21 protein-coding genes are annotated in these 24,155 nt (G+C 70.4%); 6 read left to right on the top strand and 15 right to left on the bottom strand.

Annotated elements, in window-relative coordinates:
* Window positions 1–65 precede the first annotated feature (65 nt).
* From IPK71_14800 to IPK71_14790, 3 genes are all read right to left on the bottom strand, one after another.
* Window positions 66–2,489: a phenylalanine--tRNA ligase subunit beta gene (locus IPK71_14800; protein ID MBK8215005.1), complete on the bottom strand. Its 2,424-nt coding sequence runs from the start codon at window positions 2,487–2,489 to the stop codon at window positions 66–68.
* Between the two features lie 24 nt (window positions 2,490–2,513).
* Window positions 2,514–3,587 carry a phenylalanine--tRNA ligase subunit alpha gene (gene pheS, locus IPK71_14795; protein ID MBK8215004.1) on the bottom strand — a complete coding sequence of 358 codons (1,074 nt, stop codon included), beginning with the start codon at window positions 3,585–3,587 and terminating at the stop codon, window positions 2,514–2,516.
* Window positions 3,588–3,650: 63 nt separating this feature from the next.
* Window positions 3,651–5,381, bottom strand: coding sequence for a hypothetical protein (locus tag IPK71_14790; GenBank protein ID MBK8215003.1), 1,731 nt, complete (start codon window positions 5,379–5,381; stop codon window positions 3,651–3,653).
* A gap of 25 nt (window positions 5,382–5,406) precedes the next feature.
* On the opposite strand from IPK71_14790, the gene IPK71_14785 reads away from it, so the two are divergent.
* Window positions 5,407–5,790: a hypothetical protein gene (locus IPK71_14785; GenBank protein MBK8215002.1), complete on the top strand. Its 384-nt coding sequence runs from the start codon at window positions 5,407–5,409 to the stop codon at window positions 5,788–5,790.
* Between the two features lie 6 nt (window positions 5,791–5,796).
* Here IPK71_14785 and IPK71_14780 read toward each other — a convergent pair whose 3' ends face one another.
* Window positions 5,797–6,735, bottom strand: coding sequence for an alpha/beta hydrolase (locus IPK71_14780; GenBank protein ID MBK8215001.1), 939 nt, complete (start codon window positions 6,733–6,735; stop codon window positions 5,797–5,799).
* Between the two features lie 133 nt (window positions 6,736–6,868).
* On the opposite strand from IPK71_14780, the gene IPK71_14775 reads away from it, so the two are divergent.
* Window positions 6,869–7,768, top strand: coding sequence for a hypothetical protein (locus IPK71_14775; GenBank protein ID MBK8215000.1), 900 nt, complete (start codon window positions 6,869–6,871; stop codon window positions 7,766–7,768).
* Window positions 7,769–7,784: 16 nt separating this feature from the next.
* Here the strand turns inward: IPK71_14775 and IPK71_14770 are convergent, their stop codons facing one another.
* The 8 genes from IPK71_14770 to IPK71_14735 form a co-directional block, all read right to left on the bottom strand.
* Window positions 7,785–8,639, bottom strand: coding sequence for a S1 family peptidase (locus IPK71_14770; GenBank protein ID MBK8214999.1), 855 nt, complete (start codon window positions 8,637–8,639; stop codon window positions 7,785–7,787).
* A 95-nt stretch (window positions 8,640–8,734) separates the two neighbouring features.
* On the bottom strand, window positions 8,735–9,253 hold the full coding sequence (locus IPK71_14765) for a hypothetical protein (GenBank protein MBK8214998.1): 519 nt from the start codon (window positions 9,251–9,253) through the stop codon (window positions 8,735–8,737).
* Window positions 9,254–9,557: 304 nt separating this feature from the next.
* A complete protein-coding gene (locus tag IPK71_14760) occupies window positions 9,558–10,631 on the bottom strand; it encodes an isocitrate/isopropylmalate dehydrogenase family protein (protein MBK8214997.1) in 1,074 nt (357 codons plus the stop codon).
* A gap of 63 nt (window positions 10,632–10,694) precedes the next feature.
* Window positions 10,695–11,369 carry an HAD family hydrolase gene (locus IPK71_14755; GenBank protein ID MBK8214996.1) on the bottom strand — a complete coding sequence of 225 codons (675 nt, stop codon included), beginning with the start codon at window positions 11,367–11,369 and terminating at the stop codon, window positions 10,695–10,697.
* 59 nt (window positions 11,370–11,428) lie between these two features.
* Window positions 11,429–12,538 carry an alanine dehydrogenase gene (ald, locus tag IPK71_14750; GenBank protein MBK8214995.1) on the bottom strand — a complete coding sequence of 370 codons (1,110 nt, stop codon included), beginning with the start codon at window positions 12,536–12,538 and terminating at the stop codon, window positions 11,429–11,431.
* Window positions 12,539–12,738: 200 nt separating this feature from the next.
* Window positions 12,739–12,996: a hypothetical protein gene (locus IPK71_14745; protein ID MBK8214994.1), complete on the bottom strand. Its 258-nt coding sequence runs from the start codon at window positions 12,994–12,996 to the stop codon at window positions 12,739–12,741.
* Between the two features lie 19 nt (window positions 12,997–13,015).
* Complete coding sequence (locus IPK71_14740; GenBank protein ID MBK8214993.1) at window positions 13,016–13,762, bottom strand: TetR/AcrR family transcriptional regulator; 747 nt, start codon at window positions 13,760–13,762, stop codon at window positions 13,016–13,018.
* A gap of 100 nt (window positions 13,763–13,862) precedes the next feature.
* Entirely contained in the window at window positions 13,863–15,728 is a 1,866-nt protein-coding gene (locus IPK71_14735) for a hypothetical protein (protein MBK8214992.1), read from the bottom strand.
* Window positions 15,729–15,842: 114 nt separating this feature from the next.
* Between IPK71_14735 and IPK71_14730 the strand changes: the two genes are divergently transcribed.
* From IPK71_14730 to IPK71_14715, 4 genes are all read left to right on the top strand, one after another.
* The gene (locus IPK71_14730) at window positions 15,843–17,555 is read left to right on the top strand and encodes a serine/threonine protein kinase (protein MBK8214991.1); all 1,713 of its coding nucleotides are present in this window, start codon (window positions 15,843–15,845) and stop codon (window positions 17,553–17,555) included.
* An 88-nt stretch (window positions 17,556–17,643) separates the two neighbouring features.
* The gene (locus tag IPK71_14725) at window positions 17,644–18,807 is read left to right on the top strand and encodes an acyl-CoA dehydrogenase family protein (GenBank protein MBK8214990.1); all 1,164 of its coding nucleotides are present in this window, start codon (window positions 17,644–17,646) and stop codon (window positions 18,805–18,807) included.
* A gap of 313 nt (window positions 18,808–19,120) precedes the next feature.
* Window positions 19,121–20,566, top strand: a complete 1,446-nt coding sequence (locus tag IPK71_14720; protein ID MBK8214989.1) for a hypothetical protein — start codon at window positions 19,121–19,123, stop codon at window positions 20,564–20,566.
* Between the two features lie 91 nt (window positions 20,567–20,657).
* Window positions 20,658–21,164, top strand: coding sequence for a hypothetical protein (locus tag IPK71_14715; GenBank protein MBK8214988.1), 507 nt, complete (start codon window positions 20,658–20,660; stop codon window positions 21,162–21,164).
* 14 nt (window positions 21,165–21,178) lie between these two features.
* Here the strand turns inward: IPK71_14715 and IPK71_14710 are convergent, their stop codons facing one another.
* The 3 genes from IPK71_14710 to IPK71_14700 are packed head-to-tail and all read right to left on the bottom strand — an operon-like array spanning window position 21,179 to window position 24,055.
* Window positions 21,179–22,123, bottom strand: coding sequence for a bestrophin family protein (locus IPK71_14710; protein MBK8214987.1), 945 nt, complete (start codon window positions 22,121–22,123; stop codon window positions 21,179–21,181).
* A 51-nt stretch (window positions 22,124–22,174) separates the two neighbouring features.
* The gene (locus tag IPK71_14705; protein MBK8214986.1) at window positions 22,175–23,527 is read right to left on the bottom strand and encodes a hypothetical protein; all 1,353 of its coding nucleotides are present in this window, start codon (window positions 23,525–23,527) and stop codon (window positions 22,175–22,177) included.
* A gap of 57 nt (window positions 23,528–23,584) precedes the next feature.
* A complete protein-coding gene (locus IPK71_14700) occupies window positions 23,585–24,055 on the bottom strand; it encodes a tRNA (cytidine(34)-2'-O)-methyltransferase (protein MBK8214985.1) in 471 nt (156 codons plus the stop codon).
* Window positions 24,056–24,155: the final 100 nt, after the last annotated feature.

Genomic DNA, 24,155 nt, shown 5'->3' with positions numbered 1-24,155 from the left:
GGAAGTTCTCCCCGAGGAGCGACCCCCGAAGGAGAGCACGCTCCACGCGCGCTCCCCTCATGGTTCTACGTACGCAGCTTGGCCCCGAAACGTTCCCCGATCTCGGAGACGACGCGGGCGTGGGTCTTCTCGACCTCGGTGTCGGTCAAGGTGCGCTCGTCGGAGCGGTAGACGACCCGGAACGCCAAGCTCGCGTGATCTTTGGGGATATTTGCGCCGACGAAGCGGTCGAAGAGGGTCACCTCGGCGGCGAGGGCGCCGGCCGACGACGCGATCGCCTCGAGCACGTGCCCCGCGGGGACGTCGTCCGAGACGACCACGGCGAGGTCGCGGGGCGACGCGGGGAAGCGCGGGATGGCCTTATACTTCGGCGCCACGCCGAGCCCGGCGGCCGCGCGGAGGTCGATCGTGACGACGGGAACGGCCTCGGGGAGATCGAACGCGTCGGTCACGTCGGGGTGGAGGAGACCGAACGAGCCGACCACCACGTCGCCCACGAGGAGCTTACCGGCGGCGCGCGGGTGGAGGCCCTCGGGGCGGCTCTCGGCCGGGTACGTGACGACCTCGGGCGCTCGGCCGAAGAGCTCGGTGAGCACGGCGAAGGCGACGCCCTTGGCGTCCCACACGTCGTAGGCCTCGGGCTTCTGGAGGTAGGCCGGGCGGTCTCCCGCGAGCACGATCGTGAGCTCGGGGCGCTCGTCGGGGAGGGGCGCACCTTCGAGGAACACGGGGCCCACAGCGAAGAGCGCGGCCGAACGAACCCCACGACGGCGCGACTCGGAGACCACCTCGAGGAGCCCCGGGAGCAGGCTCGTGCGCATGACCGTCTGGTGGTCGTTGATGGGGTTCTCGAGCACGACGGTGGCCTTGGGAGCGCGCACGGCCTCGAGGGCCTTCTCGGACGTGAACCGGAACGTGATGGCCTCGGAGAGCCCGCTCCTCGCGCACGCCGCGCGCACACGACGCTCGAGGTCCTCGCGACCGCCGACCTCACGCGAGCCACGAACGGCGGGCAACACGGCAGGCACGCCGTCGATGCCGCGCACACGAATGACCTCTTCGACGAAGTCGATCTCGCGGGTGAGGTCGGGCCGGTGCGTGGGGGCCGACACGCGGAGCACACCCGGGCCCGCCGGGGACACCGCGCACCCGAGCCGCTCGAGGATGGCCGAGGCCTCGTCGACGGGCACCTCGACGCCCAGGATCCGATTCATGAAGGATGCATGCACTTCGGCGGTGGCGCGCGCGACCTCGCGAGGCGTGGCGTTGGCCTTCGCGCCGACGACGTAGACGGGGGCCGAGAAGCGGGCGCCCGCGGAGACCTCGCGCGTGAGCTCGACGGCGTAGGCGAGCGCGTCGCGGAGGGCGCACGGATCGGTGCCGCGCTCGAACCTGTGGCTCGCCTCGGTGTGGAGGCCGTGGCGACGCGACGAGCGGCGGATGCCCCGGGCGTCGAAGTAGGCACACTCGAAGAGCACCTCGGTCGTCGAGGCCGAAATTTCGCTATTTTCGCCGCCCATGACGCCCGCGAGCGCCACGGGGCCCTCGCCGTCGCACACGACGAGGTCGTCGGACGAGAGCTTGCGCGCGACGCCGTCGAGCGTGGTGAAGGGCTCGGCGTCTTTCGCGGTGCGGACCACGATCTTGCGGCCGCGCACCTTCGCCAGGTCGAACGCGTGCATCGGCTGGCCGTAGCCGAGGAGCACGAGGTTCGTCACGTCGACCAGGGTGGAGATGGGGCGCACCCCGAGCGCGAGCAGCCGGTAGCGCCACGCGAGCGGCGAAGGACCGACGACGATGCCCGTGGCGCGCGCCGACGAGAACTCGGGGCAGCGGTCCTCGGCCTCGATCGTGATGGGCACGTCGAGCGCGACTCCAGGATCGCCGAACGCGGGCCGCACGGGCGCCCGGAACGCGAGCCCGAGCACCGCCGCGAGATCGCGCGCGAGGCCCACGTGGCCGAGGCCGTCGGGGCGGTTCGGCGTGAGCCCGATCTCGTAGATGGTGTCGTTCGTCTGGGGGATCGCCTGGGGGAGCTTCGTGCCCGGGGCCGCGAAGCCCTTCGGGAGCACGAGGATGCCCTCGCCCTCTTCGGACAGACCGAGCTCGGTCTCGGAGCAGAGCATGCCCTCGCTCACGACGCCGGCGATCTCGCGGCGCGCGATCGTCATGCCCTTCGCGGGGAGGTGCGCGCCGAGCAGCGCGAGCACCACTTGGAACCCGGGCTCGGGCACGTTGGGCGCGCCGCACACGATTTCTTGCTGCGTGCCACCTGCGACCTCGACCGTCACGAGGCGGAGACCGCTCTTCGTCGGGTGCGGGCGCATCGACACGACCGTGGCGACGACGCACCCCTCGGTGCCGGCGCCGTACACGTGCACACCTTCGACCTCGAGCCCACCTTGGGTGAGCTTCTTGGCGACCTCGTCGGGCGAGAGGCGACCGAGCTCGGGGAGGAGCTCGCGGAGCCAGCTCAGACTTGCTTTCATGGGGCTACCCTCTCTCCTAAGCTCTTAGAATTGCGAAAGAAACCGCGGATCGTTCTCGAAGAGCAGCTTGATGTTCGGGATGCCGTACCGGAGCATCGCGACGCGATCGAGGCCCATGCCGAGGGCGAAGCCCGTCCACTTCTTCGCGTCGATGCCGCAGTGCTCGAACACCACGGGGTGGATCATCCCGCAGCCCAAGATCTCGATCCAGCCGGTGTGCTTGCAGAGCGAGCAGCCCTTGCGCGTGCCGTCGGGTTCTTTGCAGAATACACACCCGATGTCGACCTCGGCCCCGGGCTCGACGAACGGGAAGTAGCTCGGGCGGAGGCGCACCGGCGTACCGGGGCCGTACATGCGCTCGGCGAACTCGGCCAAGATGCCTTTCAGGTTCGCGAGGCTCACGTTCTCGTCGATGAGGAACGCCTCGAGCTGGTGGAACATGGGCGAGTGCGTGGCGTCGTCGTCCCGGCGGTAGACCGTGCCGGGCGCGATGAAGGCCATGGGCGGCGCGACGGTGGTCATCGCGCGGACCTGGATGTTGCTCGTGTGCGTGCGCAAGACGTGGCGCGACTTCGTCCAGAAGCTGTCTTGCATGTCGGTCGCCGGGTGATCCGGCGGGAAGCCGAGCTTCGTGAAGTTGTTCTCCTCGTGGTCGACGTCGGGGCCGTCGAACACGGCGAAGCCGAGACCACGGAAGATGGCGATCACGTCCTCGCGGACCTTGGAGATGGGGTGCACGTGGCCGAGGGACGCAGGGGGACGCCCAGGGAGCGTGAGATCGAACGGGCGCGCGGTGAGCTCGGCCTCGCGCTTCTCGGCGGCGATTTGCCCGAGGCGCGCCGCGAAGGCCGCTTCGACCTCGGCTTTGATGGCGTTCACGCGGGCGCCGATGCTCTTGCGCGCGTCCGGGGAGAGGGCACCCATCTTGCCGAGGATGGCCGTGAGCGTGCCCTTCTTGCCGAGCACCTTCGCGTTCTCGTCGCGGAGGGTCTGCTCGGACTTGGCGTTCGCGAACGCCTCGGCGAACGTGGACTGAAAGGCGTCGAGCGCGCGCTCGATCTCGTCCTTCGCGGCCTCGGCTTTGTCGGGGGCGTTCATGGTGGCCCGGTCTTACCGCAACGGGCCGCGTTTTTCACGGCACAAGTGCGGGCGCGCCGAGGCCTATTTGGCGGCCTTGGCGGTCTCTTCGGCGAGGGCCGCGCGCTCGCGGGCCTTTTGTTTGTCGGCCGGCGAGACGAGCTTTGCCTCGGCCTCTCGGAAGCGCCGGGCGACGTCGGTGAAGTAGTCGGCGCCGGCGCCCTCGGCGGGAGAGAGCATGCGCAGCCAGGCCGCGTCGAACGCCGCGAGGCCCGCGTTCGGCCCCGAGCCCTTCGCGAGCTCGTCGAGGGCATCCGTGTGACGAAGCGCCAGCGCGGCAGGAGACGGGGCCTTCATCATGGCCGCGGCGCCCTCGGGCCCGTGCCGCAAAGCGAGCGCGAGCGCCACGTAGAAGCGGGCATCGTCGGACGTGAGCTTGCCTTCGTTGCCCTTGGCGAGCGCGAGCACCTGATCGGCCTCCAGGGTGCGGAAATACAGCTTTCCGAGCTCGAGCCGCGCCCGCGCGAGCCGCTCGAAATGCGCGACGTCGACCCCGTTCGTTCCGCGAAACGCCGGCGGCAAGCCCTGGTCGAGCACGGCGTCGAGGTAGGCGGCGTCGTGCGCGGGCTCCTTGACGAGGCGCTCTCCGAACGAGAACGGGAGCCTCCGGAGCAGGGTGTGCTCGAGCGAGGCCGGCCCCTTCGCCTCGGGCTTCGGCGGCAAGAGGAGGCCGTCGAGCCCGTCGATGCGCGAGCCGCCATAGAGCTTCGAGAGGAGCTGCCGGGCTCGCGCGACACGTGCATCTTGCATGATTCCGAGCGACGCGAAGTCGTGGAGGCCCGTGAGCGCGGCGTCCCGTCCGCGGACCTTTCGCGGCTCCATCGCCTGATCGAGGGCTTGCTGGTAGATCTGCGCGATCTCCGGGTCCTTCTTCCAGGCGTCGGGGATGGGCACCTCCCGCGCGCGCTCGACGAACCGCATGTCGGCGAGGCCCGCCTCGATGGCGACGATGGCCCGCCCCTGCCCCTCGAGCGACGCGCCGAGCTTCGAGAGCTCGTCGACCGCGGTCGCCTGCGTGGAGAACCAGGTCTTGATCGGGCCCTGCGTGAACTTGGCCACCGCCTCTTTCGTGAAGGGCGGGCTCATCCGCGGGATCGCGGGCACGGCGCGCGCGAGGTTCCCTGCGAGCCAGAGGCCGACGATCGTGTGCGCGAGGCGTTTGTCGAGGGCGCCGAGCTTGGCCGAGCTCTCGGCGAACGGCGCCACGATCGTGTCGGCGCACTCCGGAGGCGCGAGCGTGCCCCGCAGCGCGACGAGCTCGGCCTCGGGGATCCCTTTGCAGGCCACGAGCTCACGCAGGCGCGCGTCGCGCTTTTCGGGATTCGGCTCGGCGAGCGCCTCGGCGAGCAACGTGCCGGCGCCGTCGTTCTTGCCCGGGGCGCTCGCGAGGAACGTATCGCACGCGATCGCAGGCTTCTTCTTGGGCTTCTCCGTGTACGCCTTGCACACCGCAGGAGGCGCGGGGATGGCCTTTTTCCAGGCGACGTTCGGCCCTTTGGCGGGCTCGAGCGCGGACGACACGTCGCGACCGACCACCGGCGGGCGCGGCTCCGGCCGGAGCGTGCCCGTGATCGCGAACGGGTCTTCTTTCGCGGGAGGCGGAGGAGCCTCGGGCTTCGGCGGAGGAGCGACCTCGACCGTACGCGCGGGCGGAGGTGTGACCGGCGGCGGCACCTCGCCCCCACAGGCCACGAGCCCGGCGAGCCCAAACAGAACCGTGCCCCGCCCGAAAACGCCTCGCGTCGTGGAATTCATGGGCCCGTACGATATACTCACCGGCATGTCGGACGCCCCCGAAAAGCCCAAGACCGACGTGGTTTTGCTCGGCCCGCCCACGGGCGACGGGGAGGGGGTGCACGTGCTCCGCGCCCGCGAGGACCGCATCGAGGCCGGCGAGGTGCGCCCCATGAAAGACGGCGCCCCCATCCACGGCGAGGTCGTGAAGCTGACGCCCCGCGAGGGCGCACCCGGGGTCTGCGACGTCGAGGTCTCGTACGCCCCGCCCTCGTCCGGGCGCGCGGCGAGCGCTCCGAGCCATGGCGCACGGGGCAAGGGCCCGCCCAAGGTCGCGACCAACGACTACCGCGATGGCTGGGACGAGATCTTCGGCAAACGCGCCGGAGCGCAGACGACGAGCGCTCCCCAGAAGCGCGTCCTCAACTGAGCGTCGTCAGTAGACGACGCGCTCGCTCAAGAACCGACGAATGCGCGGCACGAGCACGTCGGGGCGTTCCATCAGGGAAAAGTGGCTCGATCGCGCGAGGCGCAGGTACTCCGCGTTCGGCATGCGGCGCGCGATCTCCTTCGATTGGTACGCCGGGGTGAGCGCGTCGAGCATGCCGCTCACGACCAGCGCGGGCTGCTCGATCTCGCGGAGCAAGTGGTAGACCGAGTGGGCGTCGAGCTCTTGGAAGAGCCGAAGGAAATTCACGAAGCTCTTTCCGAGCACGTCGTCGAAGTAACGGGCGAGCAGCGGCTTCATGCGGAACGCGTTGCGGCCCGCCGTGATCGACATGAGCGCCGCCGTCGGCCACTGCGCGAGCCTCGCCGCGTGGGCGAGCCTCTCGGCGAGCTCGGGGTGGTCTTGGAGGAAGTCGAGCAGCGCGTGCAGGCGCTTCGGCAACCACGGGACGGCGAAGAGCGGCTGGAACCCGGTGGAGAGCACGTGACCGTAGGTGCCGTTCAAGAGCACGAGCCCCGCGACCCGCTCCGGGTAGCTCGCGGCCGTGTCGAGCGAGACCTGCACCCCCATGCTCCAGCCCATGAAGACGGCGCGATCGATGCCCTCGGCGTCGAGGATCGAGCGCGCGTCCTCGACGTGATGCACCACCGCGAGGCGCCGCTTCGACTCGGGGGAGTCCGAATCGAAGAGGCCGCGGTAATCCCACGTGACGAAGCGGTACTCGCGGTGGAGCGCCTCGATCACGGGCGCCCACGCGTAGAGCCGCCCACCGAGGCCGTTCGCGAGCATGACCGCGCGCTCCCCCGTGCCCACCACCTCGTAGGCGATGCCGGTCCCGTCGACTCCCCTCGCCCGCTTCGCGCGGAGCGACGAGAGGAACTCCGCTTGGGTCGACGTACCGTTCACGAAGGCGGAGAAGGCGCTCATGGTGCGTCGAGCCTACCACACGCCCCGTGGGAGCCCGGACACGACTCGCGCCCCGCACGCGGCCAAAAACCCGCGAATCTGCTTGTTTTTCGAGCCGAGCCACGCGGGCACGCGCCGTGAAGAGGGTCGTGGCATGCTCGCTCGAACCGCCCGTCGTGCTCTCGGTGCCCTCCTCGTTCCGGTCGCCCTCCCCGTCACCGCGCTGCTCGTCTCGTGCGCGGCCGAGGTGATCGACGTGCCGATCGCGGCGGCTCCCCACGAGGTCGTCACGGTGAGCGCCGAGGCCGCCGCCCCGGACGCACGAGAGCTCGGCTCGGTCAGCACCGGGGGCGAAGACGCGCGCCTCGCCTACCTCGACGGCACCGCCCTCGTGGCCGCCCACGATCCGGAGGCCGAGCGTCGGGATCCCTTCGCGCTCGCCTTCGATGGCGACTCGCATGGCCTCGCGCTCCCGGACTTTTCGGCCCTGACGAGGCGGGGCTACGACTTCACGTTCGCGACGGGCGACTACCTACGCGCGCCGACGTACGCCACCTCGTCGCGCGGGGACGTGTACTACTTCGAGGGCTTCACGCAGGGCACGCGGTACGGGTACGCCGTGGCGCACGCCTCGCCTGGCCGCGACGCGGAGGTCTTCGAGATCCCCGCGAGCACGGCGTACGCGTTCTTCCCGAGCCACCTCGTCGTGCGGGGCGAGAAGGACGTCTACGTGGGCGCCGCCACGGTGAAAAACGGCACCTTCGGCCCCGACTTTCCCGGGTGCCCGATCTCCATTCTTCACGGCCAAAACGGCGTCTTTTTGGCGCACATCGGCCCGTCGGGGCTCACCCCGATCGCGTTCCCGGGCGAGGGCCGCCTCGACACGCTCACCGTCGACGCCGACGGCACGCTCCACGTGACCACGGGTTGGCCCGCCGACGTGGGCGCCCTCGATGGCGAGCCCAACGTGCGCGAGACCTGGGAGCGCACGCCCGAAGGCCGCTGGTGGCGCGCGTCGAGGGTCGTCGATCTTCCTGCCCCGCCTACTCCGTGAAGAGCGGGCCGAAGGCTCACTCGCAGGAGAGCGGGGGGAGCTCGGCGCGCGAGGCCCCGTCGGCGATCTGGCGGGCTTGCGCGAGCACGTTCCGGTAGGCGTCGATGCGAGCCATGATCGACGGCGCTTTGGTGCGTTCGTCGCCGTCCATGGCGCTGAGGCTCACCACGCCGACCACCTGGTGGCTCCCGCGGGTCATCACGGGACCGCCAGAATCCCCAGGACATACGGACGCTTCCATGAAGAACGTCTCGCCGGTGGTGGAGCGGATCGCGCCGCCCTCGCGGGTCTTTCGGTGGATCGCGTCGCCCGAGGTGGCGCACCGCCCGAAGCCGACGGGATCGACCTCTTCGCCGATGCGGGGAGGCGCGTCGAGGCGCGGAGGCAACGTGCGGAGCCCGACGAGCTTTCGTTCGAGCACCAGCACGGCCACGTCCCCCGCGCCGCCCTTGGCGCCGCACGGGGGGGACACGATGGCCTTCGCCTTGATGTCGCCCCACGCGAAGTAGTCGCCACCGAGCTCGACCCGCACCGTGCTCGCGTCGACGTCGGCGTCGAGGAACTCGCCACGAGGGCCGCGCTTCACGACGCAGTGGTGGGCCGTCAAGATGAGGTCCTCGTCGACGGCCGTGCCGGTGCACGTCATGTTCGGGAGCACGATGCGCACGACGGCGTCCTCGTAGTTCGCGAGCGCGAAGGGAGGCGCGGTGCGTACCGTGGCCCGATTTTCGGCCGCGGGGCGGACCTCGGGAGGTTTGGGGTGAGCGCAACCCGACGTGGCAGCGGCGAGACCGGCCGCGACGACGAGCGCGAGCACGCGAGCAAGCTCGCCCGCAGGTTCGGGGGTGGCCAAAGGCCATCGTTCGTGCACGCCGTCCTCGAGGGTCGGCCCGCGTGGGGCACGAGAGAGAGGGACCGAGCCTACGCCCGCGCACCGTCGCGTGGGCGCTCTCCGCGAGACGAGCTTTAGCGCGAGACCACGAGGCCCACCTGGCGGGTGGCGTTGTGGTACGCGAGCTGGCTCTTCTCCGGATAAGCCTGCGCGTCTTCCACCCCGAGCTTCCCGAGCTCGCGGAGGATGTCGGCGCGGCGCGTGGCCGAGGCCACGAGGAACGAGGAGCACGTGGCCTCGCCGGACGCGCAGCGGTCGAGGACACGCTGTTCGGCGGCGAGGGCATCGGCGGAGCGGCCCTGCTCGAGGAGGGCGCGCGCGTAGATGTGCTCGACGGTGGGCTCGGTTCGGACGGCGGTGGGCTGCGACTCGACGAGGCGGACGGCGAGGCCGGGCGTCTTGGCTTCGATGTATTTCTGGCCGAGCGCCTGGATCTTGGCCGGGTCGTTGGGGGCGCTGGCGAGGTCGGTCTCGAGGGCGGACACCTCGGCGCCGTGGAGGCCGAGGACCGGCTTCTCACGCTGCGTGCTGGACGCGAGCCAGAGGATGCCGAGCGCCGAGAGAACTACCCCGTTCCAGAACCTGTGACCCATCGAGTCGCCTCCTCGTGAGCCATGTCCGACGACAGGCTCCCCGTTCCGCTTCAATCGCCCAGCCACAAAAGTTTCCCAGAAAGCACCGCCGAGCACCACCCCCGCGCACGAAGCCCGAGGTTTTGGCCCAGACAGCGGCGCCGGGGAGAAGTTCCCGGGGAGCTACGATTTATTTTCGAGGGGGCGAAAAAGCCTCCCGGACGCGGGGGATCGAGTGCAAAACCCGCGTCCCTCCGCGGACCTTGGGACGATTCTCGAGTTTGGTGCGAGTTCATCGCACCTGCTCGCCCGTACGGTATCTCGCTCAGAACGAGGCGCGGAGCTCGGCGACGACGAAATCGCCGACGGCCTTCGTGCCGAGCTCGCCGCCCACGTCGCGGGTGCACTTTCGCTCCGCGATGGCCTTCTTCACGATGCCCTCGAGGCGGGCCTCTTCCTCGGGGTAGCCGAGGTGGGTGAGCATCATGCCGACGGTGAGCATGCTCGCGAGCGGGTTCGCGAGGTCCTTCCCGGCGAGGGGCGGGGCGGAGCCGTGCACGGGCTCGAACATGGCGACGCGCGACGGATCGGCGGCGTGCACGTTGGCGCTCGCGGCCATGCCGAGGCCACCTTGGAGCGCGGCGCCGAGGTCGGTGACGATGTCGCCGAAGAGGTTGCAGGTGACGACCACCTCGAACGGGCTCGGGTCCTGGACCAGGTAGAGGCAGAGGGCGTCGACGTAGACGTGCTTCGCCTCGATGCCGGGGTACTCCTTCGCGACCTCGAAGAAGCAGCGGTACCAGAGCTCGTGGGCGTGTTTCATGGCGTTCGACTTGTCGGCCATGTGCACGGTCTTCTTGCCGTTCTTCTTGGCGTACTCGAAGCCGGCGCGGATGAGGCGCTCGACGCCCTTGCGGGTGTTCACGTCCTCGTTGATGGCGACCTCGTCGGGGGTGCCGCGCTTGAACTGGCCGCCCATGCCGACGTAGATGCCCTCGGTGTTCTCGCGGAAGACGGTGACGTCGACGTCCTTCGCGGTGCGCCCCTTCAGCGGGACGAGGCGATCGTCGAGGGCCTTCATGGGGCGCACGTTCGCGTAGAGATCGAGGCCGAAGCGCAGGCCGAAGAGGATGTCGCGGGCGTGCTCGAGGTTCGGCACGCGCGGATCGCCGAGGGCGCCGAGGAGGACGGCCGAGGCCTCGTTCTTGATGCGCTCGGCGATGTCTTTCGGGAACGTGGTGCCGTCGCGGAGGTAGCGATCGGCGCCGAGATCGAGGTCCCACAGGTCGAGCGGGATGCCGCGCTCGTCGCGGTAGATTTCGAGCACGCGGCGGGCCTGGGCGATGACCTCGGGGCCGATGCCGTCTCCGGGGATGAGCGCGACGAGCTTCTTCTTCATGGGGCCTTTCTTACGCGGGGGGCGGCGTGACGAGGAGGAAAAAGGCGAGGTCTTCGGCGCTTCTCAGGCTCGCGCGGCGAGGATGGCGTGGCACGTGCGGGCGACGTCGGGTACGCGCGGGACCTCGAGGTGGCGGCCCTCGTAGTGACCGTGGGGATCGATGAGGGCGTGGCGGATCCCGGCGGCGCGGGCGCCGAGCACGTCCGTCGCGAAGATGTCGCCGAGGTGGAGCGCGCGCTCGGGGCTCGCGCCGCACGCGTGGAGCACGTGCTCGAAGATGCGCGGATCGGGCTTCTCGACGCCCAGCACACCCGAGTCGGCCACGACGTCGAACGAGGCGCGGAGGCCGAGGCGCGTGAAGAGCGAATCGAGCATGCCCTCGGAGTTCGACACGATGGCGACCTTGCCGCCCGCGCTACGAAACGCCGCGAGCGCCTCGACGAGCCCCGCGGGAACGGCGGACCACAGGTTGAGATCGAGGTGCGACTCCCAGAGCGCGCCGACCACGCGAGACAGCTCGGATTCGGGCAAACCCGCGTGCGCGAGCGTCGTCGCGATGGTGCGACCCCAGCTCGCCGCGCCAGGGCGCTCACGGCCCACGAACGGGACGTCGACGAGGCCACCCGACTCGGAGAGGCGCTTCGCGTGGCCCTCGGCCGTGACGAGCGCGGCCTCCGGGATCGTGTGCCCGAGCGCGCGCACCTCGCGGGCGAGGCGCGCGTGATCGAGGAAAATCACAGTGTTTCCGGCGTCGAGGCAGAGCAGCTCGACGCCGGAGACGAGTGACGGGGCGATGCTCAGAGAAGGCTCTCGATGGGCTTGTACGGGAGCTTGTGCGCCTGGGCGACGGGCTCGCAGGTGACGTGGCCGGCGTAGACGTTGATGCCCTTGAGGAGCGCCTTGTCGGCCTTGGCGGCCGCGACGAGGCCCATGTCGGCGATCTTGATCGCGTAGGCCGCCGTGGTGTTCGTGAGGGCCCAGGTGCTCGTCTGCGCGACGGCGCCCGGCATGTTCGCGACGCAGTAGTGAACGACGCCGCCGATCTCGTAGGTGGGGTTGTCGTGCGTGGTGGGGCGGCACGTCTCGATGCAGCCGCCCTGGTCGACCGCGACGTCGACGACGACGCTGCCCGGCTCCATGCGCTCGATGAGCTCTTTGGTGACGAGCTTGGGCGCGCGGGCGCCGGTGACGAGCACGGCGCCGATGACGAGGTCCGCGCGAGCCACGCACGCCTCGATGTTGGTCGGGTTCGAGTAGAGCGTCTCGATGGCGCCGCCGAAGACGTCCTCGAGGTAGCTCATCGTCTCGGCGCGGACGTCGAGCACGGTGACCTGCGCGCCCATGCCGACGGCGATGGTGGCGGCGTTCTTGCCGACCACGCCGCCGCCGAGGATGACGACGCGGCCGCGGCGCGTGCCGGGCACGCCACCGAGGAGCACGCCCTTGCCGCCGTGCTCTTTCTGGAGACACGAGGCGCCGACCTGCACCGCCATGCGGCCCGCGACCTCGCTCATGGGCTTGAGGAGCGGGAGGGAGCCGTCGGCGAGCTCGATCGTCTCGTAGGCGACGGCCGAGACCTTCTTCGCCGCGAGCTCGCGGGTGAGCTCGGGCTCGGGCGCGAGGTGGAGATACGTGTAGAGGATCAGGTTCTCGCGGAAGAAGCCGTACTCGGCCGGGAGGGGCTCCTTGACCTTGACGACCATGTCGGCGCTCCAGGCCTCTTTGGCCGTCGCGACGATCTGCGCGCCCTGCGCGACGTACTCCTCGTCCTTGAGGCCCGAGCCGATGCCCGCGTTCGTCTCGACCAGCACCTTGTGACCGCGCTGGGTCAGGCTCCGCACGCCGGCGGGGGTCATGCCAACTCGGTACTCGCGGGTCTTGATTTCTTTGGGGACTCCGATGATCACGGGACGCTCCTCTGGCTCGACGTTCGCCCGGAGACGCGACCACCGCGGGCGCGGGCCTGTGGGCGAACGAACGGCGCGCAGCATAGTCGCCCGCGCGTCGGCGCCCAGGCCGAAAACGCCAAATTTTGCGATGCGTTGCGCCAAATCGTCACGACGTCGACGGCCGGACGCGCTGCGCCAAAGCTTGGCGCACGCCGTCGTCAGACCTTTTGGGCCTTGGCCCTCTTTCGGGACGCCTGGACGGTCCTCACCGCGCCGACGCCGAGCAGGAGCGGGGCGGCGACGACGCAGATCGGGCACACCGCGCCGCCGATCGCGGCCGAGACCACCCCGAAGAGCCCGATGCCCACGCCCGACACCATGAGCGTCGGGCCCTCGGGATCGATGCCCGGAGCCTTCGCTTCGGGGTCTTGCCGATTCGGGACCTTGGGTGGAGCTTCCATGGACGTGAGAGCCATGCCGCCCCCGGGAGGGTTCTCAGCCGACCAAAATGTGGTCGAGCACCATGTTCACGATGGCCGCCTTGCGGGTGGTGATGAAGCTCTCGCTCTCGAGGTCGGCCGCGGGCCACAGGGCCGTGACGAAGCCCTTCTGCTCGAAGGCGAAGCTCGCCATGGCGATGCACGAGAGGACGAGGTTCGGGGCGTCGACGTCACGGCGGACGTTGCCGTTCTCGCTCATCTCGCGGATGCGCCCCACGATCGCCTCGAAGAGCGGCCTCACGTTGTCGACGAGCACGCGGTGCGCCTGCTCGCGGTTCGTGCGCGACTCGTGCCCGACCATGGCCAGGAACACGCCGTTGTGCGAGTAGAAGCGGAAGAGCACGCCGATGAAGGCCTCGGCGAGGATGCGGATGTCGTCCCGGGTGACGTGCTCGCGCCGCTCGGTCTTGCCGCGGAACCCGAGCTGCTCGAGCAGATCCCAGACCCCCTTGGTCATCGACTCGAGCCCGAGCGCGAGCACGGCCTCGAAGAGGTGCGCCTTGTCCTCGAAGTAGTGGTGGATGAGCGCCTGCTGGATACCCGCCTGGCGCGCGATGTTGCCGAGCCGGGCGCCGTCGTACCCTTTGGCGGCGAACTCGGCGCCGGCCGCCTCGAGGATGCGCTTCTTCGTCTCGACGGCGTTGCGCTCGCGCCGCGCGCCCGGGACCTGCGGCCGCACGTCTCCCCCGCTGCCCACGTCGGGGCGGTCCGCGGCGCTCGTGTGGGAGCGGGGGTGGGCCATGCCCGAAAGGTAACGCGGAACCTCCACGAAGGGGCGCCCTCTTCCGAAGCGCGTGGCCCACGCCGTGGACGACGCGGGCCAAAGGAGGCACGCGGGAGGCTCACTCGCGGCGGACGAAGAGGTTCCGGGCGCCCGAGGTCCCCGCGCCCGATGCGCCGCGTAAACCAACGGAAATACGAGCATTTTCGCTCACGCCACGCGCGCACTCTTTGGCCGCGTCGCCGTCGATCGCGTACGTGACCTTGGCCCCTTCGCGCGTGACGACGAGGCTCGACCTCGCGGCCGCGGCGCCGGCGCAAAACGCGCCGCCCACCTCGAGCTCGGCCCCGGTCTCGTCCCGAAGGACGACGAGCGGCGCGGCGGCGGTGACACGGAGCTCGACGACGACCCTGGAGAAGGACACGTCGGGCAAGAAGGCGCTCGCGCCGGGGCCGAGCAGGAGGCCGCGATCGAGCTCGAAGCGGTAGGCGTCGCGCGAGGGGAGCCTGTCGGGGGCGAGGAACGTCTCGTCTTTGACGAGGAGCGGGCGCGGGACGGTGCCGAAATCACCCCGGACGCCGTGACGGAACGCGCGGAGCACGGCCCCCTCGGGGCGCTCGTCGACCCACACGGCGAGCCCCGGATCGGGCGCCGTGATGGACGCCGCCGCCGCGGGACCGCCCTCTCCCACGGTCGGCGTGGGCGCGTCGAGGAGCTGCTGGAACGCCCCGAACCACGGCTGCCAGCGGAGCCACCTGCGCCCCGTGAAGAAGAGGGGCGCGCCGTCGGCCCCGGGGAAGAGGCGCACGAAGTCCATGTCTTGGACGGGGATTCCGGCCTCGAGCGTGCCGTCGGCGCTGATGACCCACACGCTCTTGAAGGTGGCGTCGGGCGCGTCGGGGGCGATGACCGCGAGGGCCCCGCCCGTCGACAGGGGGACGAACATGCGGCGCTTGCTCGCGACGAGATCGCGGCGGCGCTTCGTCGCGCGGGAGGCGTCGGGCGCGAGCCACTCGAGGGCGGCCACGGGCGCGCCGTTCGCGTCCTCACCGCCCGCGACCAGGATTTCGCCGCTCGCGAGGCGGATCGCGGTGGGGTTCTTGCGGGGCACCTCGAGCCGGCCGAGGCCCTCGATGCGCGAGCGCCCCGTGGGCTCGATGACCTCGAGCGTCGTGAGGAGGCCTTGAGGGCCACGACCGCCCACGAGGAGCGTGGCCCCCGACGTGAGCGTGACGGCCGCGTGCTCGGCGCGGGCGTCGTTGAGCTCGATCTTCTCGCGCTCGAAGTCGCCGGGGGCTCCGTCGGCGCCGGGCACGTACACCTCCGCCGAGCGGAGCGGCACGTTGCCCACAGGGTCGGTGCCGCCCGCCACGAGGGCGCCGCGATCGAGACCACGCGAGCCCCGGTCGAACGAGGTGATCGTAGGCGCGATGCGCCGCGCGCCGAGGCCGAACGGGAGGGCCGTGACGGTGCCCTTGGCGAGATCGGCGAGGTAGGTTCGGGGCACCTGGCCGCCGTCGGTGATGCCCCCGGCGTAGAGCACGTGGGCGTCGTCGATGGCGGCGAGCGTGCCCCCGCTCCGGCGCTCGATGGGCGCCGACACCGCGCACGCCTCGCCGCGAGGGAGGAGCAGGAGGTCGATCGGGCCGGCCCCGGGCACGCGTGAAACCCCAAGGAAACCGCTACTTTGCCCGGGTTGGGACACGTCGGCGACGACGGCGCGAACGTCCGTCCGGAAGCCCGTGAGGAGGCGCCCGGCGTCCCTCAGGTAGAGGCTCTCGACGTGCGAGGTCTGGGGCTCGAAGTCGCCGTGGGAGTAGAGGAGCGCGTAGGCCTTGTCGGCCGCGACCGGGCACGCGCCGAGGGTGTTGAGGCGCACGGGCCGATCGATCACGACGGGCTCGCGCTGACAGGCCGAGAGGGCCACGAGAACGCCGGCCCCGGCGAGGGCGAGCGCGCGTCGGGTGATGGGGAGCCTCGGCGCCATCGGGGGTGAAGCCTACCAGAACGTGGGGGCCTCGGGCCGAATCGCCGTGCGGACAGGGGCGAAATGAAGGTACATTTCGGGAGGCGGCCCCTTCGGGCGGCGAGAGACCCGCGGATGTTCCCGAGGCCCTTCGGCAAATACGTGCTCGAACGCGAGCTGTCTCGCGGCGGCATGGCGCGCGTGATGCTCGCCACGTTGAAGGGCGCGGGCGGGTTCGAGAAGAAGCTCGTCGTGAAGCAGATCCGCGACGAGCTCTCGCACGACGGCGAGTTCGTGCGGAGGTTCGTCGACGAGGCGAAGACCACCGTCGCCCTCTCGCACCCGAACATCGTGCCGGTGTACGAGCTCGGCGTCGAGACGGGCGTCTACTTCTTGGCGATGGAGCTCGTATCGGGCGTGAGCGTCGCCGAGTTGCTCTCGGCCGATCGCGAGGCCGCGGGCAAGCGCGTGGGGCTCACGCCCGAAGAGGGCGCGTACGTGGGGGCCGAGGTGTGCCGCGCGCTCGACTACGCCCACCGGCGCATGAAGGTCGTGCACCGCGACATCACGCCGCGCAACGTGATGATCGACGAAGAGGGGCAGATCAAGCTCATCGACTTCGGCATCGCGGCGCCCGCGCGGGTCGCCGGGCACGAGGTGTTCGGCTCGCCGGGGCACATGCCCCCCGAGCAGATGGAGGGGCGCGAGCTCGGCCCTCCGACCGACGTGTTCGCCCTCGCCGTGCTGCTCATGGAGGCGTGGGCGGGGCGCGCGCCGTTCCGCCGGGCCACGCTGGAGGAGTGCGAGAAGGCCATGGCCGCGCCGCACCCGAAGCCGAGCGACGCGCACCCCGATCTCGCTCCCCTCGACGACGCGTTCGCCAAGGCGATGCGCCTCGACCCACGCGAGCGCCAACAAGAAGCCGACGAGCTCGGCCGCGCGCTTCGTGCGTTCTTGAAGGGCCGTGAGACCGAGGACGTGGCGAGGAAGCTCGGCGAGCGTGTGCGCAAGCTGCGCGAGGCCCAAGAGCCCGAGTCGGCCATCCCCGAGTCGTCGTTCCCCGGAACGCGCCGCCTCGATGGCGAGGGCGACGGAGACGGGGCGCCGCTCACACGCACGTTCGCCGCGCGCACCGGCAACGATCCGAAGCCCGTGACCGGGGGCGACACCGGCCCGAGCACCCGCAAGCTCGAGAGCGAGCGCCCGCCGAAGGTCGCGCGCCCGATCGAAGAGTCTCCCGAGCGCACCGAGACCATCGCCACGCGCCCCATCGAGACCCCGGCGCGCCCGCAAGAGCCCACGCGCGACGAGAAGAAGCCGAAGAACCTCGCACCGTGGGTCATGGGCGCGTCGATCGCCGCCGTGGCGCTCGTGCTCGTGGGCCGCGGGCTCGTGTCTCCGGCCGAGGTGCCCGCACGCGCCGACGCAGGGGCCCTCGCGCTCGCCCCGGTCGACGCGAGCCCGGTGAACGTCGAGGTCGCCTCGCCCTCCGCCTCACCCGCGCCCTCGGTCTCGGCGCCCCCCGCGCCCTCGGCGAGCAGCGTCGCCCCACCGCCGCGCCCCTCGGCCGCACCTCCCACGAGCGCGAGCCCTGCGCCCGCGCCGTCGGTGCAAAAGTCCCAGCTCGTGCTCCTCGGGGACATCGGCACGCGTGTCACGGTCGACGGCATCGGCCGCGGAAAAACACCGACCCGCGTGGCGCTCGACCCGGGCCCCCACGACGTGCGCTTCTCGTTCGATCCCACCGGCGAATCGCGCGGCGAGCGCATCGTGACGAAGGCCGGCGAGCAGGTGACGCTCCGCGCCGAGTTCTTGGGCGCGAGCCCGACCGTGCGCATCCAGCGCTGAGATACGACGCACGGCGTCTCGGCTCTCTTGAGCTAAGACGCGCGCCCCGGGGCTTTTCGCCGGCGTTCGGCGTGGTAGAAGCCCCCCCATGCCCGACTTTTTCGATATCTCGCGCCACCTCACCGACGAAGAAAAGGCCATCAAGACGAGCGTCCGCAAGTTCGTCGACGCGCGCGTCTTGCCGACGATCGGCGAGCACTTCGAGAAGGGCACCTTCCCCGTCGAGCTCATTCCGGAGATCGCGGACCTCGGGCTGCTTGGGTGCAACCTGCAAGGATACGGCTGCGCGGGCCTCTCGGACACGGGCTACGGCGTCGCGATGGCCGAGCTCGAGCGCGGCGACTCGGGCATTCGTAGCTTCGCGAGCGTGCAGGGCAGCCTCGCCATGTACCCCATTCACACGTGGGGCTCCGAGGAGCAGAAGCAGAAGTACCTGCCCGAGATGGCCAAGGGGAAGATCATCGGCTGCTTCGGCCTCACCGAGCCCGACTGGGGCTCGAACCCGGCAGGCATGATCACGACGGCCGTCGACGACGGCGACAGCTACGTGCTGAACGGCACGAAGCGCTGGATCACGAACGGCAACCTCGCGCAGGTGGCCATCGTGTGGGCGAAGATGGGCAACACCCAGGGCGAGGTGCGCGGGTTCGTCGTCCCGACGGACACGAAGGGCTTCGAGGCCCGCCTCATCCACAAGAAGATGAGCCTCCGCGCGAGCGTCACGAGCGAGCTCATTCTCGAGGACGTGCGCATCCCCAAGAGCGCCATGCTCCCGGGCGTGCGCGGCATGAAGGGCCCGCTCTCGACGCTCACGTCGGCGCGCTTCGGCATCGCGTGGGGCGTGCTCGGCGCGGCCGAGGCGTGCTTCGACTGCGCGCTCGACTACGCGAAGAACCGCGTGCAGTTCGGCGGCAAGCCCATCGCGAGCCACCAGCTCGTGCAGGCCAAGTTCGCCGAGATGCTCACGCAGATCTCGGCCGGGCAGCTCATGGTGCTCGAGGTCTCGCGCCTCAAGGCCGAAAAGAAGATGATCCCGCAGCACGTCAGCATGATCAAACGCCACAACGTGCGCACCGCGCTCGAGACGGCCCGCGCCTGCCGCGACATCCTCGGCGGAAACGGGATTACGCTCGAATACCCGATCATGCGCCACCTCTGCAATTTGGAGACGGTCTACACCTACGAGGGCACCCACGACGTGCACTCCTTGGTGCTCGGCCAGCACGTCACGGGCATCAACGCCTTCGGGTGAGGGCGGGAGAAGCGGGATAGCGAACGACGCGGCCAGGAGGTCGCGTCGTTTTGGTTTTGGGGCTTACCTCGGTGGAAACGCGCAGCGAACACGCCCCTTCCGCGAGTCTTCCGAGCTCGACCTGAGGGGCGAGGCGGAGACGGACAAACGGGCCCCCGCCGGGTCCTTCGAGCCCTCTGCGGGACACCCGATGGGACTTCGCGCCGCTTCGGAATGACCAAACGGCAAGCCACCGAGGAAGCGATCCGGTGCGCCGAGCGTAAGGCGCGCGACTCGGACTAAGGTGGCGCCTTTCTCTCTCCCGAGGCTCGTGATGACGACTGCGAATCGAACCAAGCTCATGATCGGTTGTGCCGTGGCTCTCGCCGCCGTAGGTGCCCTCGTTGCGTTGTCGAGGCAGGACTCGACGCCGACCCCCTCCGCGGGAGCCGTTCCGAGCGCGGCGCCCGACGCCACGAGCCCCGAGGACGCCGCGACGGCCGCGAGCCCCGAGGACGCGAGCCCGGTCGTCGAGCGCCCCACTCCCGATGCCGCGCGTGATCCGCTCCCGTTCGAGAGCGCGCTCGTCGCGTCGTTCGAGGTGGCGCGCGGCGTGGACCCGCGGGTCACACCGGCCGTCGTGATGACGAAGTCCGAAATTCCGTGCGACGGGGGGAGCTGCGAGGTCTCCGACGCGGGACCGCGAGCGGGCGGATACCTGGTCGGCTACGCCAGCGACCGCGGCGTGCCACGGGTGACCGGCGTCGTCCTCGGAGGAGCGAGCGGACCTCGCAGCGAGCCGCTGGAAATCGACTATCGGCCCGAGTCCACGCGCTTCGCGAAGGAGGCGCCGACCGACGTCACGCGGACCATCGAGAGCGTCGTCCCGCGTGAGCTCAAGACCCTTGAGGGCACGCTTCGCGCGAAGGTGGTCCTCAACGCGCGGGACGTCGGGTCGAGCGAGACCGTCGAGCACTGCGGCGAAGCGGACGCTCCACCCGTCGTCAACCTTGGCGCCGACGCTGGCTCGAGACGCGTCACGGCGTGCCACGCGGTGCACGATGGGCGGGCGGTCGTCGCGTGGACGGAGTCGGAGACGAGCGGCGACGGGGGCGCGACGGTATACGGAGTGCGCATCTCGAGCGGCGAGCGCCTCTTCGCCGATGTCCCGGGGGTCGGCGCTCCGAACGGCGCTCCGCGCTTCTTCCTCGACGCGACGACCTTCGTCCGTGGGAGCTTCGTCCATTCCGCCGCGCTCGTCGGGGCGGTGCGGTGGACCGTGGGGTTCCCGAAGGCGATCACCGGGGCTGCGTGGGCCACGGGGACCATCTGGGTATCGACCGGCTCTCCCGCGATCGCGGCGATCGACATCACCGGTGAGAATCCGAAGAAGACCCCCCTCTCCCTCGACGGCATCCTCGAGGCGAACGGCCGGGGGGACGCGTGCAAGGTGCGCGAGCGTCGTGTGCTCGGCTCGTTCTCGACGGGCGAGGCCGCGTCGAGGGTCGTGGTCCTCGAGACCTGCGACAAGGCCGCGCGTGTCGTCGGCTACGGAGCCAAGGCCGAAATCGTGCCGCCGGGCCGCCCCGAGAACCCCGAGGTCTCGAACGATCCCTCCTTCCTCCCTCTCCCAGGGAACACGATCTCGGCCGCCTTCTTCCCGCTCGAGCGCAAACCCGGCGCCGGCTCCGCCGAGGCGCAGCAGCCTGTCTTGGTGCTCTACGTCGTCAAAGAGGCCGCGACCCACGTGCTGCGAGGCTTGGTCCTCCGCCCCGATTGATTGGGCCACCGCCGTTCACGAGCCCCCCGGGGACGAGCCGACGGCCCTTGTCGCCTTGCGACCCACTCCACGCGGTGGTAGCCGACGCCCCATGGCCCAGGGTGATCCCTACGCTGCGCTCCCGCCGCCCATCCAGGCGATCGCCCGAGACTCGTTCCGGGCCGATCAGCGCGTCACGATCGTGTCGGGTGTCGTGGTCGCGACGATTGGCCTCGGCCTCGCCATCTACGTGTTCGGGTATGCCGCGTCCCACGGCCGCGCGCTCCTTCCGCGAGGAGAGGAGATCCTGCCCATCCTCGGCGGGCTCGCGGTGGCGGGGCTCGGAGCCTGGATCCTCTCGAAGGCGTTCCGCCCGGACCCGTTCCTCGCGGCGATGTCGCAGCCGCACGGCACGGTGCAAGAGATCCGCGTCGAGACCTCGTTGGGTCGGAAGTCCGGGCACACCGTCTGGCTCCGCTTCGTGTTCCGCGCGGGGGTCGACGGGGAGCTCGTGCTCGTCAGGAACACCTCCCGAGGGGAGGCGGAGGCCGCGCTCGAGCGCGCGCGTGCGACGATGGCGAGCCTGGCACCCTACTTCCCATCGGCGCGCCTCGGCTGAGACCGCGGGCTCCGCTACCGCAACACCCCATTCACGGGCGCGAGGGGCTCGGGCACGTCTTTTTCGCCGAGGCGCCTCCGGGCGAAGATCTCGATGTTGCGCGAGAGGGTGTCGAGCGGGAGGGCGTTGTCGGAGCGGCGGAACGGATCGTCGAGCTCGTCGCCGATCGCGTCCAGGCTGAAGAAGGCATACGAGATGAAGAAGACGACCACCGGCGTGAAGGCGTGCACCGTGTCGACGAGGCCGAACGGGAGCAGCACCGCGTACACGGCGACGGCCCGGTGGATGAAGATGATGTAGCTGATCGGCGTCGGTGTGTTCTTGATGCGCTCGCAGCCGCCGACCACGTCCGTCAGGGCCGAGAGCGTCGCGTCGATGGCGGGCACGTGGAGCTTGTCGACGAGGCCCGAACGCGCGGCGTGGCGGAGGTCGAGGCCGAGCCGGTGGAGGAGCGCCGCCGGCGGTGAGGACTCTTCGGCGAGGGCCGCGAGCTCTTCGGGCGGGAGGTAGGGGGCGAGGAGCGCCGGGTCCTTCTCGCGGCGGAGGTGGAGGCGGAGCGCGAGCACGAAGCCGACGAGCCTGTACGTCATCTCTTTGCGCAGGGCCGCGAGGGCCTCGAGCTCTTCGGGGCTCGCGCCTTCGGGTGCGTCGAAGAGGGTGTGGAGCTGGCGCACGAGCGAGCGGCACTGGTTCGTGAGCGCGCCCCAGAGCTTTCGCCCGTCCCAGTAGCGGTCGTACGACGACGAGTTCCGAAAGCCCAAGATGATGCCGAGCGGGAGCCCCGTGATGACGAACGGCGGCACCGTGAGCGACATATGAAAGCGCGGATCACGCTGGAGCCACGTGAGCGCCGCGGCGATGGCCGTGGTCACCACGAACCTCGGCCAGATGCGCTTCACGACGCTGCCGTGCACGCGCACGACCATGCCGAGCCAGTGGGTGCTCTCGTAGACGATCATCGTGTCTCTTCTTCGTACCTGGTTATGCCCCAGGCGACGAGGGCCGACAGGTCAGCCGCCAGGAGGGAAGACGACCTTCGTCGCGACGTCGACGCTCTTGTCCGAATTGCCGAGCTGACCGAAGTCGTTGTTTCCCCAGCAGAACACGTCACCCGTGGAGGTCACGGCGCACGTGTGCGAGGCCGAGGCCGAGACGGTGCGCGCGTTCCTGAGGATGGGATCGCCGGGTGCGCCTTTCAGCCCTGGAGGCGCGCCGGTCTCGCCGCTCGTGCTCGCGCCGAAGCAGTAGACGTTCGAGGCCTCGATCCAGCACGTGTGCGCGCCCCCGGCCTCGACCACCGAGGGGACCGTGCTGCCGTTGCCGACGCTAGGGAGCGCGACGCGGTTCCCGGGGACCCTCGAGCAGGGCTGCGCCCCGGTCGTCTCCCCGAAGCCCGCGCAATTGCCCCAGCACTGCGGCCGCCCGGAGCCGCGCGGGGTCGCGCAGATGTGCCCATACCCGACGGTCACGTCGTCGATGGAGCCGAGCACCATGGTGGCGGGGGCGTTCGGTGGGTTCGTGATCTGATTGGAGGCGGAGTCCCCCGAGCACCAGAGGCCCCCGGCGATGTCGACGCCGCACGACGTCTTCCAGCCGAGGGAAATCTTCTGGAAGCTGCGAGCCTTGAAGGCGTCGGTCTCTTGGTCGTTCGCCTTGCACGTGCACTCGACCTCGCCCGACTCGAAGCGCACGCACGTGTGCCCCTGCCCGGCGACCAGATCCTTGACGGTCCCCGTGTTCTTGAGCGGGAGGCGGCCCGGAGGCTGCCCGGTCCCCGCGTTGGGCTGCCCTTCGATCCCGTCGCCATGACCGAGCTGACCGTTCCAGTTGTACCCCCAACAGTAGACGGCCTTCGTGCTCAAGAGCGCGCACGTGTGGTCCGCCCCGGCGGCGATCGCGGTGGCCGGCGCGGGCAGGCCGGGGACCTTCGCGGGCGTGGGGCTCGGTCGCCACGCCGAGTCGATCGAGTCTCCCTGAGGGACGGCGCCGAGCCGCCCCGACTTGCTCGCGCCCCAGCAGAGCACCTCGCCGTCGTTGCGGAGCGCGCAGGTGTGCGAGGCTTGCGTGGGGCCGGTGCAGTAGGGCGCCGCTCCCGGGTTGTATTTGCAGACCGAGGTCCCCGTGGTGACGGCGACGAAGGCCTCGGCGCCGAGGGACGGATCGTTGCGGAAGGTCGACGGTGGGGGACCGGCTTCGCTCGGAGGCGGAGGCGTGACCGAGGCGTCTGCCGGGTCCGAGATCCCGCTGTCCACCTCTGGCGTAGTCTCTGTACCGAAGCTCGTGCACGCGGCACCGCCGCACACGATCGCGAGCGCCACGAAGGGAGCCGTGGCTCGGGCAAAGGAAAAAAAGCGACCCCTCATGCCGCCATGGTGGCGGAGTACGACACGTAGGGCAACCTCGGAGCCGCGCCGGCAACTTCAGCCCAGGAAGGTCGCGTCGAAGGTGCCGGCTTGGCGGAGCGCCTCGAAGAGCGCGATGCCCGCGGCGTTCGCGAGGTTCAAGGAGCGCACGGCGCCGATCGTGGGGATGCCCACGGCGCGATCGGCGAAGCGGGCGACGAGCTCGTCGGGGAGGCCCACGCTCTCTTTGCCGAACACGAGCGCGTCCCCCGGGGAGAAGCGCGGCGCGGTGAACGACGAGGTGGCCGTGGTGGTGAAGAGGTGCAGCTTGCCCTCGGGCGAAGCGGCCGTGAACGCGCCGAGGAAGGCGTCGAAGTCGGCGTGGTGCACGACGTCGACGAGGTGCCAATAGTCGACCCCCGCGCGGCGCACGGCGTGCTCGTCGATGCGGAACCCGAGCTTGCCCACGAGGTGGAGAGGGCTCTTCGTCGCCGCGCAGAGACGCGCGATGCTGCCCGTGTTGGGCGGGATCTCGGGCTCGACGAGCACGACGTGAAAGGGCCGTTCGAGGGGGTGGGCGCGGAGGCGGGCCGTGTCGTTCGTGGTGCGAGGCACGCGCGCACGCTACCAAAAGCGGGCTCCGGGCTGC

This window comes from Myxococcales bacterium, from assembly GCA_016712525.1.
GTDB lineage: Bacteria > Myxococcota_A > Polyangia > Polyangiales > Polyangiaceae > JAAFHV01.
The sequence above is the reverse complement of the archived record's forward strand: the minus strand, read 5'-3'. Positions and strand labels throughout refer to the sequence as shown.

Bases quoted from the DNA above. Each gene is read 5' to 3' on its own strand.
- IPK71_14745 (MBK8214994.1), bottom strand. From the start codon at position 12,996: ATGGCTCTCACGTCCATGGAAGCTCCACCCAAGGTCCCGAATCGGCAA.
- IPK71_14775 (MBK8215000.1), top strand. From the start codon at position 6,869: ATGCTCGCTCGAACCGCCCGTCGTGCTCTCGGTGCCCTCCTCGTTCCG.
- IPK71_14710 (MBK8214987.1), bottom strand. From the start codon at position 22,123: ATGATCGTCTACGAGAGCACCCACTGGCTCGGCATGGTCGTGCGCGTG.
- IPK71_14760 (MBK8214997.1), bottom strand. From the start codon at position 10,631: ATGAAGAAGAAGCTCGTCGCGCTCATCCCCGGAGACGGCATCGGCCCC.
- IPK71_14780 (MBK8215001.1), bottom strand. From the start codon at position 6,735: ATGAGCGCCTTCTCCGCCTTCGTGAACGGTACGTCGACCCAAGCGGAG.
- IPK71_14730 (MBK8214991.1), top strand. From the start codon at position 15,843: ATGTTCCCGAGGCCCTTCGGCAAATACGTGCTCGAACGCGAGCTGTCT.
- IPK71_14740 (MBK8214993.1), bottom strand. From the start codon at position 13,762: ATGGCCCACCCCCGCTCCCACACGAGCGCCGCGGACCGCCCCGACGTG.
- IPK71_14765 (MBK8214998.1), bottom strand. From the start codon at position 9,253: ATGGGTCACAGGTTCTGGAACGGGGTAGTTCTCTCGGCGCTCGGCATC.
- IPK71_14800 (MBK8215005.1), bottom strand. From the start codon at position 2,489: ATGAAAGCAAGTCTGAGCTGGCTCCGCGAGCTCCTCCCCGAGCTCGGT.
- IPK71_14720 (MBK8214989.1), top strand. From the start codon at position 19,121: ATGACGACTGCGAATCGAACCAAGCTCATGATCGGTTGTGCCGTGGCT.
- IPK71_14705 (MBK8214986.1), bottom strand. From the start codon at position 23,527: ATGAGGGGTCGCTTTTTTTCCTTTGCCCGAGCCACGGCTCCCTTCGTG.
- IPK71_14735 (MBK8214992.1), bottom strand. From the start codon at position 15,728: ATGGCGCCGAGGCTCCCCATCACCCGACGCGCGCTCGCCCTCGCCGGG.
- IPK71_14790 (MBK8215003.1), bottom strand. From the start codon at position 5,381: ATGAATTCCACGACGCGAGGCGTTTTCGGGCGGGGCACGGTTCTGTTT.
- IPK71_14785 (MBK8215002.1), top strand. From the start codon at position 5,407: ATGTCGGACGCCCCCGAAAAGCCCAAGACCGACGTGGTTTTGCTCGGC.
- IPK71_14715 (MBK8214988.1), top strand. From the start codon at position 20,658: ATGGCCCAGGGTGATCCCTACGCTGCGCTCCCGCCGCCCATCCAGGCG.
- IPK71_14725 (MBK8214990.1), top strand. From the start codon at position 17,644: ATGCCCGACTTTTTCGATATCTCGCGCCACCTCACCGACGAAGAAAAG.
- pheS (MBK8215004.1), bottom strand. From the start codon at position 3,587: ATGAACGCCCCCGACAAAGCCGAGGCCGCGAAGGACGAGATCGAGCGC.